Source organism: Cellulosimicrobium cellulans, assembly GCF_016907755.1.
In the GTDB taxonomy this organism is placed as follows: domain Bacteria; phylum Actinomycetota; class Actinomycetes; order Actinomycetales; family Cellulomonadaceae; genus Cellulosimicrobium; species Cellulosimicrobium cellulans_D.
In genome coordinates this window covers 1,131,452-1,145,443 of the sequence record NZ_JAFBCN010000001.1, presented here as the reverse complement: position 1 = coordinate 1,145,443, position 13,992 = coordinate 1,131,452, and the positions used below count along the sequence as shown (strand labels likewise).

Sequence of the window (13,992 nt, the reverse complement as noted above, 5' to 3'; positions counted from 1 at the left end):
GGTCCGACGGCCGTCACGTCGCGCGGTGTGCACGACGGCGGCCGTGGGCCAGGGTAGACGACGGTCAGATGACGCCGAGCGCGAGGATCGCGTCGGCGACCTTGGTGAAGCCGGCGACGTTGGCGCCGAGCACGTAGTTGCCGGGCGCGCCGTACTCGTCGGCGGTCTCGACGCAGCGGTCGTGGATGCCCGCCATGATCTGCGCGAGCCGCTCCTCCGTGTACTCGAACGACCACGCGTCGCGCGACGCGTTCTGCTGCATCTCGAGCGCCGAGGTCGCGACGCCGCCGGCGTTCGCGGCCTTGCCGGGCGCGAAGAGCACGCCCGCCTCCTGCAGGAGCGCGACGGCGGAGGGCGTCGTCGGCATGTTGGCGCCCTCGGCGACCGCGACGACGCCGTTCGCGACGAGCTGCTTGGCCGCGCTCTCGTCGAGCTCGTTCTGCGTCGCGCACGGGAGCGCGACGTCGCACGGCACGTCCCAGATGGAGCCGTCGGTGACGACGCGCGCCCCCGGGCGGCGGGCCGCGTAGTCGGCGACGCGGCCACGCTCGACCTCCTTGACCTGGCGGAGCAGGTCGAGGTCCACGCCGGCCTCGTCGACGACGTAGCCGGAGGAGTCGGAGAACGCCACGACGTTCGCACCGAGCTGCTGGGCCTTGGCGGTCGCGTAGGTCGCGACGTTGCCCGAGCCGGAGACGACGACGCGCCGCCCGTCGAGGTCCTGCCCGCGCGTGGCGAGCATGCTCTGCGCGAAGAGCACGGTGCCGTACCCGGTGGCCTCCGTGCGCACGAGGGACCCGCCCCACGAGATGCCCTTGCCCGTGAGGACGCCGGACTCGTAGCGGTTGGTGATCCGCTTGTACTGCCCGAACAGGTAGCCGATCTCGCGTCCGCCCACGCCGATGTCGCCGGCCGGGACGTCGGTGTTCTCGCCGATGTGCCGGTACAGCTCGGTCATGAACGACTGGCAGAACCGCATGACCTCGCCGTCGGAGCGGCCGCGGGGGTCGAAGTCCGACCCGCCCTTGCCTCCGCCGATCGGCATGCCGGTGAGCGAGTTCTTGAAGATCTGCTCGAAGCCGAGGAACTTCACGATCCCGAGGTAGACCGACGGGTGGAACCGCAGGCCGCCCTTGTACGGGCCGAGCGCCGAGTTGAACTCGACCCGGAAGCCGCGGTTGATCTGCACGCGGCCCGAGTCGTCCACCCACGGGACCCGGAAGATGATCTGGCGCTCGGGCTCGCACACGCGCTCGAGGACGGCCGCCTCGACGTAGCGCGGGTGCTTGCGCAGCACCGGGCCGAGCGAGTCGAAGACCTCGCGCACGGCCTGGTGGAACTCGGCCTCGCCGGGGTTGCGACGCAGGACCTCGTCGTAGACGGACTGCAGTCGGCTGTCCATGGGCTCTCCTCGTCTGGACTCGCGGAAACTCCTGCTGACGGTACGCCTGTGCCAGAAGTTCCCGTACCGGCGTCTCACTCCCTGCGCACCCGCAGCGGTCGCGCACAGGTTCGACGCGGGGTCGGGGACGACACAACCGTCCACCCACTGAGAAACCCGATCGATCTGGTGCGGTTTTCGTGGAGCCGTTGCTATACCCGTCCCCAGGTCACGAGCACCAGCGCCAAGCCCCGGCTCGCTGGTCGGCAACCCCCTGTCACGGCGGGGTGCTCCGGGAGATGACCAGGCCGCGCGCGACCGGCCCCGCACCCGCGGGACGGCCGCACGGCAAGCGTGATCGACGACTACTGCGAGGTACACATGACCCACCGCTCCCTCTCCCCGACGGTCCTCGCCGTCTCCGGCAACCCGCGACCCGGCTCGCGGACGCTGGGGGCCGCCGAGACCGTGGCGCACCGCGTCGCCGCCCTCCTCGGCACGACCGACGTCTCGACGATCGACCTCGCCGCGTTCGGCAGCGAGATCCTCGGCCCCAAGCACCCCACCGCGGACGCCGCCCGCGACCGGCTGGCCGCGACGACCGTGGCCGTCGTGGCGACGCCGGTCTACAAGGCCTCGTACACCGGGCTCCTCAAGGCGTTCCTCGACCTCTACGGCCCGGACGGGCTCGCGGGCGTCGTCGTCGTGCCGCTCGTCGTGTCCGGCAACCCCGCCCACGCGCTCGTCGGCGAGGTGCACCTGCGGCCCGTGCTCGTCGAGCTCGGGGCCGTCGTCCCGACCCGCTCGCTCACCGTCACGGAGGCGCAGCTCGCGGACCTCGCGCCGGTCGTCGAGACCTGGGTCGCGCGCGAGGGCGAGGCCCTGCGCCGCGCCACGACCCCGCTAGCCACGCACGACCCGCTGCCCGGCGACGACCGCGACCAGGCCGTCACCGACGCCTTCGCGGGGGTGGCCCGATGACCGCCGAGCTCACCCACCTGGAGGCCCTCCTGGCGGAGCAGGACGAGCCGCAGCTCTCCCCCGACGAGTACAAGTCCGTGTTCCGCGGCCACCCCGCCGGGGTCGCCGTGATCGCGCTCGAGCACGACGGCCGCCTCGTCGGGTTCACCGCGACGTCGGTCATCTCCGTCTCGGCCGCGCCCCCGCTGCTCGCGTTCTCGCTCGCGTCGACGTCGTCGTCGTGGCCCGCGGTCTCCGCGGCGCGCACGCTCACGGTGAGCTTCCTCGCCGACCATCAGGACGACGTCTCGGCACGCTTCGCGACGAGCGGCATCGACCGGTTCGCCGACGGCGGCTGGTCGCGCCTCGGCACCGGGGAACCCGTCATCGACGGGGCCCTCTCGTGGGTCCGGGGCCGCGTGGTCCAGCGCACGCCGGTGGGCGACTCCTACCTCGTCTCGCTGCGGGCGCTCGCGTCGAGCGTCGGCACGGACACCGGCCCGCTGCGCGGGGCGACCGACACGGCGTCGCCCCTCGTCTACCACGACCGCACCTACCACCGGATCGGGGACCACTCGGCGCTCTGACCGCACGCGACAGGCACCACGGGCGAGGGGCCCCACGGCGGACGCACCGCCGTCGGGCCCCTCGCCCGTCCCGCGCCGCCCCGCACGGGTGGACCGGTCACCAGCTCCAGCCGCGCGCGCTCAGCTCGAGCTCCTCGCGGAACCGCTCGTCGTCGCCCGTGCGGAACCCGGCCCGCAGCGGCGCGTCCTCGACCGAGAGCCCGGTGAGCCGGCACGCCTCCCGCAGCAGCGCGTCGTAGGCGCCCTGGACCGCGAGGTAGTGGTGGGCGCGGGCGTAGACGTCCGGGTCCGCCTCGATGCGCCGCATCTCCGCCGCGAGCTCGCTCAGCCGGACCTGGAGCGCGAGCGTCGCGAGCGGGTCGGGGGCCGGCGGGCGGCGCCGCAGCAGGTGCGGCCGGCTGGTCGTCCGGTGGCTCGGGGGTCGGCCGGCGCGGCGCAGCACCCACCACACGGCGGCGACCGTGCACGCCGTCGCGCACCAGACCATCAGCAGCCACGACATCGGAGCCGACCTCTGCGCGAGAGACCACAGGACACCTCCAGTCTAGGTCCGCACGCCGCCGCGAGCCATGGGTCGCGCGCACCATCCCCCGGACGACGGCGCCGCCGTACGATGCCGACGACGGCTCGCGACGACGCGGGTCAGGGCGACGAGGGGGCGACCGGTGGCGACAGCACGACGGTTGCGGACGATCGCGTTCCGCGGCCAGCTCTGGGCCGCGCTCGTCCTCCCGCTCTGCCTCGTGGCAGGGGCCGCAGCAGCGGGGGGCGGCCTGCTCCTGGCGGGGTTCGTCGTGGCGGCGATCCCCGTCGCGGGCTTGTTCGCCCTCGCCCCCGTGCTGGGGACGTGGGTCGGGCGCATGCGGACCGCCGACGACGTCCCGCTCCCCTACGCCGTCGTGACCCTGGCCCTGTGGGTCGCGGCGCTCCCCGTCGGCTTCCTCCTGGCATTCACCCAGCCGGTGCCGGTGGACGTCCCCGTTCCTGCGGGGTACGCCGCCGCGGAGGCCGCGAGCGCCGTCGTCGCCCCCGCGGTCCTGCTGCTCTGGGTCGCCCAGCTCGTCCTGGCGCTCGTCGGCGTCCGGGCGCGCCGTCCGGGCGCACCCGACGGCGTCGCGCGGACCTCGCCGACGGGGCCGGCAACCGGCTCAGAACGGCACGGCATGGGTGCGTGACGCGGTGCCGCCGGTGCGCGTGGCGGGAGCGGTGAGACCACGCGCGTCGAGGAGCGGGCGCACGCCCTCCGCGAACCAGTACGCCTCCTCGAGGTGCGGGTAGCCCGAGAGGACGAGCTCGTCGAACCCGGCCGCGCGGTACTCCTCGACCAGGTCGGCGACCTCTTCGTGGCTGCCGACCAGCGCCGTCCCGGCTCCGCCGCGCACGAGCCCGACGCCTGCCCACAGCCCGGGGTGGATCTCGAGGTCCCGCGCGCGCCGGGTGGCCGCGAGGTCGCCGCCGCCGTGGAGCGCGACCATGCGCTGCTGCCCGACCGACCCGGACGAGCCGAGGAGCCGCTGGGCGCCCGCGATCTGCTCGGGCGTGAGGTCGTCGAGGAACCGCTGCGCGACGTCCCACGCGTCGGCCGACCGGTCGCGCGTGATGACGTGCAGGCGCACCCCGCAGCGGATCGTGCGCCCCTGTGCGGCGGCGAGCTCGCGCACGCGCTCGATCTTCTCGCGCGCCTGCGCGGGCGGCTCGCCCCACGTGAGGTAGACGTCGGCCTGGGCCGCCGCGACGGGCAACGCGGCCTCCGACGATCCGCCGAAGAAGATCTCGGGGCGCGGGTCCGGCGGCGCGGACGTCCGGGCGTCGGCGATCCGGTAGTGCGTGCCCTCGTACGAGAGCGGCGCCTCGTCCCACACGCCGCGCACGACCTCGAGGAACTCGCGCGTGCGGTCGTACCGCTCGTCGTGCTCGAGCCAGTCGCCGAACCGGCGCATCTCGTTCTCGTCGCCGCCCGTGACGACGTTGAGGAGCAGCCGCCCACCGGACAGGCGCTGGAACGTCGCGGCCATCTGCGCCGCGAGCGTCGGCGAGACGAGGCCCGGGCGGAACGCGACGAGGAACTTCAGCCGCTCCGTGCTGCGGATCAGCGCGGACGTGACGAGCCACGCGTCCTCGCACCACGTGCCCGTCGGTGTGAGCACGCCCTCGTAGCCGAGGCGGTCGGCAGCGACCGCGACCTGCTCCAGGTAGTCGAGCGACGGCGCGCGGAACCCGGTCGCCCGGCCGGGAGTGTCCTTCGCGTGCGCGCCGTCCACGATCCCGCGTGCGTCGCCCGACGTCGGCAGGAACCAGTGGACCGCGAGCGGGCGGCGGGCGGCCGCCTCGTCGGGCGGGGGCGCGGGTGTCGCGGGCACGGCCGCTGCGTCGGTGCTCATCCCGCGAGCAGGTCTGGCTGCGGGTGACGGACGCCCTGCACGGCCCCGCGCGGGATGGCCGCTCCGATCGCCGCGACGTCGTCCGGGGTGAGCGCGATCGAGGCGGCCGCGACGTTCTGCTCCAGGTACGCGAGGCGCTTCGTACCGGGGATCGGGACGATGTCGTCACCCTGGGCGAGGAGCCACGCGAGGGCGAGCTGCGCCGTCGTGACGCTGCGCTCGGCCGCGAGCTGCTCGAGAGACCGGACCAGGCCGCGGTTGTGCTCGAACGCCTCGCCCGCGTAGCGGGCGTGGGAGCGGCGCACGTCGTCCGCGGCGAAGCCGTCCGTCGCGTCGACGGTGCCCGTGAGGATGCCGCGACCGAGCGGCGAGAACGGGACGAACCCGACACCGAGCTCGCGCAGCGTCGGCAGGACCTCGTCCTCCGGGTCGCGCGTCCACAGCGAGTACTCGCTCTGCACGGCCGTGACCGGGTGGACGGCGTGCGCGCGGCGCACGGTGGCCGCCGACGGCTCCGAGAGCCCGATCGTCCGGACCTTGCCCGCCTCGACCAGCTCGGCGAGCGCCCCGACCGTCTCCTCGATCGGGACCTGCGGGTCGATGCGGTGCAGGTAGTACAGGTCGAGCCGGTCGGTACCGAGGCGGCGCAGGCTCGCGTCGATCGCGGCACGCACGTACTCGGGGCGCCCGTCGACGCGGCGGCCGTCGGGGTGGCCGCCGACCGGGGGAAGCCCGAACTTCGACGCGAGGACGATCTGGTCGCGGTGGGCTCCGAGCACCCGGCCGATGAGCTCCTCGTTGCGGCCGTGCCCGTAGACGTCGGCCGTGTCGATGAGCGTGGCCCCGAGCTCGAGCGCCCGGCGCAGCACGGCCTCCGCCTCGACGGCGTCCGCCGGTCCATAGGCGTCCGTGACGGACATGCCGCCGAACCCGACGGCCGAGACGGTGAGGGCGGCGTCCCCGGAGCCGAGCGTGCGCGGCGGGAGGAGGTGCGGGGCGGGGGCGAGGTCGTCGGTCATGCCGCCAGCGGACCACCGCGAGCGCCCCGCGGCAAGAGCGAGGGCCGGTCCTCTCACCTGGCGAGAGAACGTGACGCGCCCCGCCGCCGCGGTGCCCGCCGACACGTGTCGGCGCAGGTCAGGCACGCCTGTCCTTGCTGGCGGGGACGGGGAATGGTACCTAGTCTGGAATCGTTCAAGAGAACGAGTCACGAGTCGGCACCGACGGAAGCCGGGTGACCGCCGCACGTTCCGGGAGACCCCCGAGAGAGCGAGGAGCACCATGTCCGCACCCACCATCCACCGCGCCACCACCCGCTTCGAGGCGTCGGAGGCGCTCCGCTCCCACCTGCAGCGCGTGCTCGTCGCGCTCGTCGACCTGCACGTCCAGGGCAAGCAGGCCCACTGGAACGTCACGGGCCGCGGGTTCCGCGACCTGCACCTCCAGCTCGACGAGGTCGTGGACGTCGCGCGCGAGCACAGCGACACGGTCGCCGAGCGCATGCGCGCGCTCCAGGTCGTGCCCGACGGCCGCACCGAGACCGTCGCGACGACGACCGACCTCTCGCCGTACCCGGCGGGCCTCGTCTCCGTCGGCGACACGGTCGACGCCATCGTCGAGCGCCTCGCCCAGACGGTCGAGGTCGTGCGCGAGGTGCACGACGGCGTCGACGCCGAGGACCCGACGAGCGCCGACATCCTGCACGAGATCATCGCCGACCTGGAGAAGCAGGCCTGGTTCCTCTCCTCGGAGAACCGCGAGGCCTGATCCCGCCCGGCCTCACGAGGTAGAGCCGCAGGTCGCGAGGTAGAACCCCTGGTGTTCTACCTCGCGACCTGCGGCTCTACCTCGCGGCGGGGCGGGCGAGCCGTTCGTCGAGCAGGGACGCCGCCCAGGCGGCCAGCGCCAGTGCCGCGACGGCGGCGCTCACGACGACGAGCCCGTCGCGGTGGGCGTCGAGGACGCCCGGGACCGCGCTGCCGGTCCGGGCCACGAACGTGCCCGTCATCGCGGCGATGCAGACCGTCGCGGCGACGCGCTGCACGAGCTGGAGCGCCGCGCCGGCGACACCGCGCTCCGTGCCCGGGGCACCCTCGAGCGTGAGCGTCTGGTTGGGCGAGATCGTGAGCCCCGCGACGACGCCCGTGAGCACCTGGGAGACGACGAGCGCGGCGACCACGGCCGACGTGGGCGCGACGGCGACGGCCAGCGCCGTCCCCCCGGCCACGAGCGCCTTCGCGCCGACGGCCACGGTCACGCCGCGGCGGCCGAACCGGCGGAACAGCCGCCACGAGAGGTTCGCCGCCACGACCGAGGCGATCGCGCCCGGCGTCGTGACCAGGCCTGCCTGGACCGGGCTGAGGCCCGCGCCGTCCTGGAGGAACAGCATGAGGACGGCGGAGTACCCGAGCGCGGCACCGAAGCTGAACGCCGCGACGACGCAGCCCAGCACGTAGGTCGGGGAACGCAGGAGGACGGGCGCGAGAACCGGTGTCCGGCCGCGCCGTGCGTAGCGCGGCTCCCACACGACGAGCGCCCCGACGGCGGCCACGAGCACCCCGAGCGACAGCGGCAGCACGACGGCTCGCGGCCCCTCGGCGACGAACGGGACGAGCAGCCCGAGCGTCACGAGCGACACGAGCACCAGCCCGACGGCGTCGAACCCGCCACCGACGCGACCGCCGCGGGCGCGGCTCGCGGGCAGGCCCTCGCCGGCCGGACGGCCTGCTGCCCGGCCGCCCCCGGCACCGCCGTCGCGACCGGGCGCGCCGGGCGGGGTCGGGCCAGCCGCTCGCGTCGAGCCGCGACGCAGCACGCGCAGGGCGACGACGGCCACGGCGAGCCCCAGGGGCGCGGCGAGCCCGACGGCGGCGCGCCACCCCGCCGCCGGACCGAGGACGGACAGGATCCCGCCGCCGACGAGCGGGGACACGACCATCGCGAACGCGCCCGTCGAGGCGTACGCCCCGAGCGCACGCGCGCGGGCGGGCCCGGCGTAGTGGTCCTGGAGCAGGCCGATGACCTGCGGGTTCGCGGTCCCCGCGCCGACTCCCTGGAGCAGTCGCGCGGCGACGAGCACGTCGGCGTCCGACGCCGTCGCGCCGACGAGGCTCCCCACGGCGAACAGGGCGAGACCGACGGCCAGCGGGCCACCGCGCCCGAGCCGGTCGCCGAGGCGGCCCGCCGGGACGAGCGCGAGGCCGAAGGTCAGCGAGTACCCGGCGAGGATCCACTGGAGCTGCGCGGTCGTCGCGCCGAGCTCGGCCCGCAGCGCCGGCGCCGCGACGGTGAGGATGGCGGAGTCGAGCAGCGTGACGAACCCGGTCGCGAGACAGACCCGCAGCACGGCCCGCGACGCCCGGCCGTCCGTCGTCACCGCCACGGCAGGCCGTCACCCGGACGACCGCTCACCCGAGGTAGCTCGTCACGACGTCGTGCAGCGCGGTGGCGGTGAGACCCAGCGACTCGACGTCGACGCGCTCGTCGTTCCCGTGGAACAGGGAACGGAACACCCCCGGGTCCCACTGCTCGCTGAGCAGGCCGAACCCGTAGGCCGGCACGCCGCGGCGGCGGAAGAAGCGCCCGTCCGTGCCGCCGGTCCCGAGGACCGGCACGACGTCGGCGCCCGCGTGCGCGCGCACGGCCCGCTCGATCGCCGCGTACGCCGCGCCGTCGGTGGGCGACTGCGACGCCTCGCCGAACCAGTTCCCCTCGACGTGCACGTGCGCGCGCAGGTCGCCGAGGGCGTCGTCGAGCAGGTCGGCCACGTCCTGCGGGGTCGCGCCGGGAAGCACGCGGATGTCGAGCGTGACCTCGGCGAGCCCGGGGATGACGTTGGGCTTCGACCCGGCGTGCAGCACGGTCGGCGCGACGGTCGTGTGCGTCGTGGCGTGCGCGACGGACGCGAGCGCGCCGAGCTCGGGGAGCGCGTCGTCGAGCCGCGCGGGGTCGAGCAGCGCGGCCCGCACGTCGGGCGCGAGGTCGAGCGCGTCGACGTAGCGGCGCCACAGGTCGCCGATGACGACCGGCCCGCGGTGCGCGGTGATCCGCCGCACGGCCTCGGCTGCGAGCACGATCGCGTTGAGCGACCCGTACGGCCCCGACCCGTGCCCGGGCCGCCCGACGACCCGCAGCCGGCGCCCGGCGCCGCCCTTCTCCCCGACCGCGATCGTGCGGCTCCCGCGAGACCCCAGCGGGACCCCGCCCGACTCCGTGAGGACCGCGTCGACGTCCACGAGGTCGTAGCGGTGCTGCGTGATCCAGTCGACGCCCCACGTGCTGCCGTGCTCCTCGTCGGCCACGGCGGCGAGCACGAGGTCGCCGCGCAGCCGCCGCCCGCTCTCCGCGACCGCGCGCGTGACGACCGTGAACGCGGACGTGAGTCCCAGCATGTCGATCGCGCCCCGGCCCCACACCCAGCCGTCGACGAGCTCGCCGCCGAAAGGGTCGCGCGTCCACCCCTCCGGCTCGACGGGGACGACGTCGGTGTGCCCGACGAGCGCGAGCGACGGGGCGTCGGGGTCGGTGCCGCGCAGGCGCGCGACGAGCGACGTGCGGCCGGGGCGCGGCTCGACCCACTCGACCTCGAGCTCGAGGCCGTCGAGCGCGTCCGCGACGGCGCGCGCGTTGCGCGCCTCGTGCCCCGAGCCGACGGTGCCGTCGTTGACGCACGCGTTGCGGATCATCGCCTGGAGCAGCTCGGTCGTGCGGCCCGCGAGCTCGGTGCGCGACGGCGCGGGGGCCGGGTCCGCGAGCACGCGCGGCCCGGGCGTCGGCCTGGTTCCGGGCCGGGCACCGGGTGCTGCCGGTCGTGCGGCGGCGACGGTCATCGTGCGCTCCTTGCGGTCGTGGACGACGCCCGGGACGCGTCCTGGAGCGCGCGTCGGCCGGGGATGGCCGCCACGAGCTCGCGCGTGTACTCCTCCTGCGGGTCGAGCAGGATCTGCTCGGCCGCCCCCTGCTCGACGACGCGCCCGCGGTGCATGACGCCGACGTGGTCGGACACCTGCCGCACGACTGCGAGGTCGTGCGAGATGAACAGGTACGCGAGTCCGTGCTCGGCCTGGAGCCGCACGAGCAGCTCGAGGATCTGGGCCTGCACGGACACGTCGAGCGCCGAGACGGGCTCGTCGAGCACGACGAGCGCCGGGTTCAGGGCGAGCGCCCGCGCGATGGCGACGCGCTGCCGCTGGCCGCCCGAGAGCTCGCGCGGTCCCCGCCGGAGCACGTCCGGCGGGAGCGCGACGTCCTCGACGAGCGCACGTGCCCGGTCTGCCCGCTCGGACGGCGACCCGACCCGGTACGCCCGGAGCGGCTCGGTGACGATCTGCTCGACGGTGAACCGCGGGTCGAGCGACGCGTACGGGGACTGGTAGACCACCTGGAAGCCGCGGCGCAGCGACCGCAGCCGCTCGCCGCGCGCCGTCGTGATGTCCTCGCCGGCGAACTCGACCGTGCCCGCGGTGGGGCGCTCGAGGCGCAGGGCGAGCCGCGCCGTCGTGCTCTTGCCGGAGCCGGACTCCCCCACGAGCGCGTACGTCTCGCCCCGCCCGACGGCGAGGTTCACGCCGTCCACCGCGACGAGCGTCCGGTGCGCGGCGCCCCGCGGCAGCGTGAACTCCTTGCGCAGGTCCCGCACCGCGAGGACGGGCGTGCTCGCGGTGTCCGGACCGCCGCCGTCGGGCACCGCGAGCCGCTGATCGGCCGCGCGGCTCGCGACCGCGGCGCGGCTCGCCTCGGCGCCCGGGACGATGCCGTCGCCCGGCACCGCCTCCGGGGTGCTGCCCGCGACGAGGCGCGAGCTCGCGAGGCTCGGCGCGGCCGCGATGAGCTGCTGGGTGTACGGGTGGCGCGGGTCGTGCAGCACCTGGTCGGCCGTGCCCTCCTCGACGACGACCCCGCGCTCCAGGACGACGATCCGGTCGGCGCGGTCCGCCGCGACGCCGAGGTCGTGCGTGATGAGCAGGACGGCGGTGCCGAGGTCGCGCACGAGGCCGTCGAGGTGGTCGAGGATGCGGCGCTGGACGGTCACGTCGAGCGCGCTCGTCGGCTCGTCGGCGACGACGAGGCGCGGCCGGGCCGCGACGGCGATCGCGATGAGCACGCGCTGGCGCATCCCGCCGGAGAGCTGCGACGGGTACTGCCGCGCACGGGCCTCCGGGTCGTCGATCCCGGCCTGCCGCAGCAGCTCGACCGCCCGCTCGCGTGCCTCCTTGCGCCGCGCGAGCCCGTGGATGACGAGCACCTCCGCGACCTGGTCGCCCACGCGCGTGACGGGGTTGAGCGAGACCGTCGGGTCCTGCGGCACGAGGCCGACGTCGCGGCCGCGCACCTGCTGCCACTCCTTCTCGGAGAGGTCGCCGACGTCGCGTCCGCCGAGCCGGATGGTCCCGCCCGTCACCGCTCCCCCGCGCGACAGCAGGTGCAGCGCCGCGTGGGCCGTCGTGCTCTTGCCCGACCCGGACTCGCCCACGAGCGCCACGACCTCGCCCGCCCCGACCGTGAGGTCGACGCCGCGGACCGCCGCGTACGAGCCGCCGTCGCGCGTGCGGTAGGCGACCTCGAGCCCGCGGATCTCGAGCGCGGGCACCTCGTCCGGCGTCGTGCCGGGACGTTCCTGGGTGGTCGGCGTCGTGGCGGTCATGCGTCCCCTCCGGTCCGTTCCAGGGCCCGCGCGATGCGGTTCGCCGACAGCACGACGGCGACGATCACGAGGCCCGGCATGGTCGTGAGCCACCACGCGGTGGCCAGGTAGTCGCGCCCGCCCGAGACGAGCGACCCCCACTCGGGCGCGGGCGGCGGCGTCCCGTAGCCGAGGAAGCTCAGCGCCGAGATCGCGAGCACGGCGGTCCCGAGCTCGAGCGCGACGAGCGCGAGCACCGGTCCCGTCGAGTTGGGCAGCACGTGGCGCCCGAGCACGCCGTACCAGCGCACGCCCGACGCGCGGGCCGCCTCGACGTACACCGACGTCGAGGTCCGCAGGACCTCGGCCCGCATGACGCGCGCGAACGTCGCGACGCTCGTGATGCCCACGGCGATCGCGACCTTGACGGTCCCGAAGCCGAGCGCCGTGATGATCGCGAGCGAGAGCAGGATGCTCGGGATCGCGAGCAGCACGTCGACGAACCGCCCGACGACGTCGTCCACCCACCCGCGCACGAACCCCGCGACCAGGCCGAGCAGCGACCCGGCGACGAGCCCGACCGCGACCGCGATGACGGTCGCGCTGAGCGAGGCCGACGCGCCGTGGACGACGCGCGCGTACACGTCGCGCCCCAGGTGGTCGGTGCCGAACAGGTGCGCGCCCGACGGCGGCTGCAGACGGTCCGCGGGCACGCCCGTCAGGGGGTCGTACGACGTGAAGAGCTGCGGGACGACCGCCCACGCCGTGACGAGCAGGACGACGAGCACGGCGACGACCAGCCCGGGACGCCGCGCGGCGTATCGCACCCCGCGGCGCCACCGGCCCGCCGGGCCGGCGCCGCGGACCCGCCCGTACCGGATGATCGCGCGCGCGTCCTCGCGGTCCGCGACCTCGATCTCCTCGGGCGTGCGCACCTCGGGCGCGTCGGCGGGCGGGGCGTCGGGGACGAGCTGGCCCGACGGCGGTGCGTCGGCCACCGCGGCACGGTCCACGACCCGGACCTCGTCCCGGAGCACGATGCGCACTCCCGGCCTGGTGCTCATGCGGCCACCGCCTTCTGTCGTGCGTCGATCCGGGGGTCGAGCAGGGGGTAGAGCAGGTCGACCACGAGCGTGACGACCACGAACACGAGCGCCGAGAGGACGACGACCGCCTGCACCACGGGGATGTCCTGCGCGTCCACCGACGTGACCGTGAGCCGTCCCAGGCCCGCGCGCGAGAACACCGTCTCCGTGACGACCGTGCCGCCGAGCAGCCCGCCCACGACGACCCCGAGCACGGTCAGCGCGGGGATCGCGGCGTTGCGCAGCGCGTGGCCGAAGTGCACGCGCGCCCGGCTCGCGCCCTTGGCGCGCGCCGTCTCGACGTACGGCTCACCGAGCGTCCCGCGCAGGCTCCGCGCGAGCACCTGGGCGAGCGCGGCGCTCGCCGGGACGGCGAGCGTGATCGCCGGCAGCACGAGGCTGATCGCGCCCTCGTTGCCGATCGCGGGGAACACCGGGAGCTGGAAGGAGAACCACTGCAGGAGCAGCAGGCCCAGCCAGAACGGCGGCAGGGCGACGCCGAGCGGAGGGAGCGACGCGAGCGCGTGGCGCAGCCAGGCCGCGCGCGGGAACGTGCTCGCGATCGCGATGCCGGCGCCTGCCACGACGGCGAGGACGAGCGCCGCGGCCGTGAGCCGGAGCGTCTCGGGGAGCGCCTGGAGCACGAGCTGGGTCGCGGGCGCGCCCGACGAGTACGACGTACCGAAGTCGAGGCGCAGCGCGTGCCACAGCGCGTCGGCGTACTGCACGAGCACGGGCCGGTCGAGGCCGTACTGCGCGCGGAGCGCGTCGAGCAGCGCGGGGTCCACCTGGTCCGCCTCGCCCCCGCCGCTCGCCATGAGCGCGGCCGGGTCGCTGGGCAGCAGGTAGAGGACGAAGAACGAGATCGTGAACGCCGCCCAGAGCACGAACAGCCCCTGCCCGGCGCGACGCAGGACGTACCGGCCCATGGGTCGGTCCTCCTTCCGTGGGGAGACGGTCCGCCTGCCCGACGCCG

13 protein-coding genes and 1 riboswitch are annotated in these 13,992 nt (G+C 75.4%); of the genes, 4 read left to right on the top strand and 9 right to left on the bottom strand.

All coding sequences use genetic code 11. The features are described from left to right. Positions 1-64: 64 nt before the first annotated feature. Positions 65-1,402 carry an NADP-specific glutamate dehydrogenase gene (gene gdhA / locus JOE63_RS04945; RefSeq protein ID WP_204539621.1) on the bottom strand — a complete coding sequence of 446 codons (1,338 nt, stop codon included), beginning with the start codon at positions 1,400-1,402 and terminating at the stop codon, positions 65-67. A 206-nt stretch (positions 1,403-1,608) separates the two neighbouring features. After that, a riboswitch (SAM riboswitch) is annotated at positions 1,609-1,742 on the top strand. Positions 1,743-1,762: 20 nt separating this feature from the next. On the opposite strand from gdhA, the gene JOE63_RS04940 reads away from it, so the two are divergent. Together JOE63_RS04940 and JOE63_RS04935 are read left to right on the top strand one after the other, a co-directional pair. Next, a complete protein-coding gene (locus JOE63_RS04940) occupies positions 1,763-2,362 on the top strand; it encodes an NADPH-dependent FMN reductase (RefSeq protein WP_204539618.1) in 600 nt (199 codons plus the stop codon). Next, positions 2,359-2,928, top strand: coding sequence for a flavin reductase family protein (locus JOE63_RS04935; RefSeq protein WP_204539615.1), 570 nt, complete (start codon positions 2,359-2,361; stop codon positions 2,926-2,928). Before JOE63_RS04940 ends, JOE63_RS04935 begins: the two co-directional genes overlap by 4 nt. Positions 2,929-3,025: 97 nt before the next feature. On the opposite strand, the gene JOE63_RS04930 is transcribed toward JOE63_RS04935, so the two are convergent. After that, a complete protein-coding gene (locus tag JOE63_RS04930; RefSeq protein ID WP_239576623.1) occupies positions 3,026-3,430 on the bottom strand; it encodes a hypothetical protein in 405 nt (134 codons plus the stop codon). A 163-nt stretch (positions 3,431-3,593) separates the two neighbouring features. On the opposite strand from JOE63_RS04930, the gene JOE63_RS04925 reads away from it, so the two are divergent. After that, entirely contained in the window at positions 3,594-4,103 is a 510-nt protein-coding gene (locus JOE63_RS04925; protein WP_204539612.1) for a hypothetical protein, read from the top strand. On the opposite strand, the gene JOE63_RS04920 is transcribed toward JOE63_RS04925, so the two are convergent. Beyond that, positions 4,077-5,309 carry an LLM class flavin-dependent oxidoreductase gene (locus JOE63_RS04920; RefSeq protein WP_204539609.1) on the bottom strand — a complete coding sequence of 411 codons (1,233 nt, stop codon included), beginning with the start codon at positions 5,307-5,309 and terminating at the stop codon, positions 4,077-4,079. The genes JOE63_RS04925 and JOE63_RS04920 overlap by 27 nt on opposite strands. Beyond that, on the bottom strand, positions 5,306-6,328 hold the full coding sequence (locus JOE63_RS04915) for an aldo/keto reductase (RefSeq protein WP_204539606.1): 1,023 nt from the start codon (positions 6,326-6,328) through the stop codon (positions 5,306-5,308). The genes JOE63_RS04920 and JOE63_RS04915 overlap by 4 nt, the downstream gene beginning before the upstream one ends. A 262-nt stretch (positions 6,329-6,590) precedes the next feature. Here JOE63_RS04915 and JOE63_RS04910 point away from each other — a divergent pair, with 262 nt between their 5' ends. Further along, entirely contained in the window at positions 6,591-7,076 is a 486-nt protein-coding gene (locus JOE63_RS04910) for a Dps family protein (RefSeq protein ID WP_204539603.1), read from the top strand. A 76-nt stretch (positions 7,077-7,152) separates the two neighbouring features. Here JOE63_RS04910 and JOE63_RS04905 read toward each other — a convergent pair whose 3' ends face one another. The 5 genes from JOE63_RS04905 to JOE63_RS04885 are packed head-to-tail and all read right to left on the bottom strand — an operon-like array spanning position 7,153 to position 13,945. After that, positions 7,153-8,691: an MFS transporter gene (locus JOE63_RS04905; protein ID WP_204539600.1), complete on the bottom strand. Its 1,539-nt coding sequence runs from the start codon at positions 8,689-8,691 to the stop codon at positions 7,153-7,155. Positions 8,692-8,716: 25 nt separating this feature from the next. Further along, positions 8,717-10,138, bottom strand: a complete 1,422-nt coding sequence (locus JOE63_RS04900) for a M20/M25/M40 family metallo-hydrolase (RefSeq protein ID WP_204539597.1) — start codon at positions 10,136-10,138, stop codon at positions 8,717-8,719. Continuing rightward, positions 10,135-11,952, bottom strand: a complete 1,818-nt coding sequence (locus tag JOE63_RS04895) for a dipeptide ABC transporter ATP-binding protein (RefSeq protein WP_087470980.1) — start codon at positions 11,950-11,952, stop codon at positions 10,135-10,137. The genes JOE63_RS04900 and JOE63_RS04895 overlap by 4 nt, the downstream gene beginning before the upstream one ends. Further along, positions 11,949-12,995, bottom strand: a complete 1,047-nt coding sequence (locus JOE63_RS04890; RefSeq protein ID WP_204539594.1) for an ABC transporter permease — start codon at positions 12,993-12,995, stop codon at positions 11,949-11,951. Before JOE63_RS04890 ends, JOE63_RS04895 begins: the two co-directional genes overlap by 4 nt. Continuing rightward, positions 12,992-13,945, bottom strand: coding sequence for an ABC transporter permease (locus tag JOE63_RS04885; protein ID WP_087470978.1), 954 nt, complete (start codon positions 13,943-13,945; stop codon positions 12,992-12,994). The genes JOE63_RS04890 and JOE63_RS04885 overlap by 4 nt, the downstream gene beginning before the upstream one ends. Between the last annotated feature and the right edge of the window lie 47 nt (positions 13,946-13,992).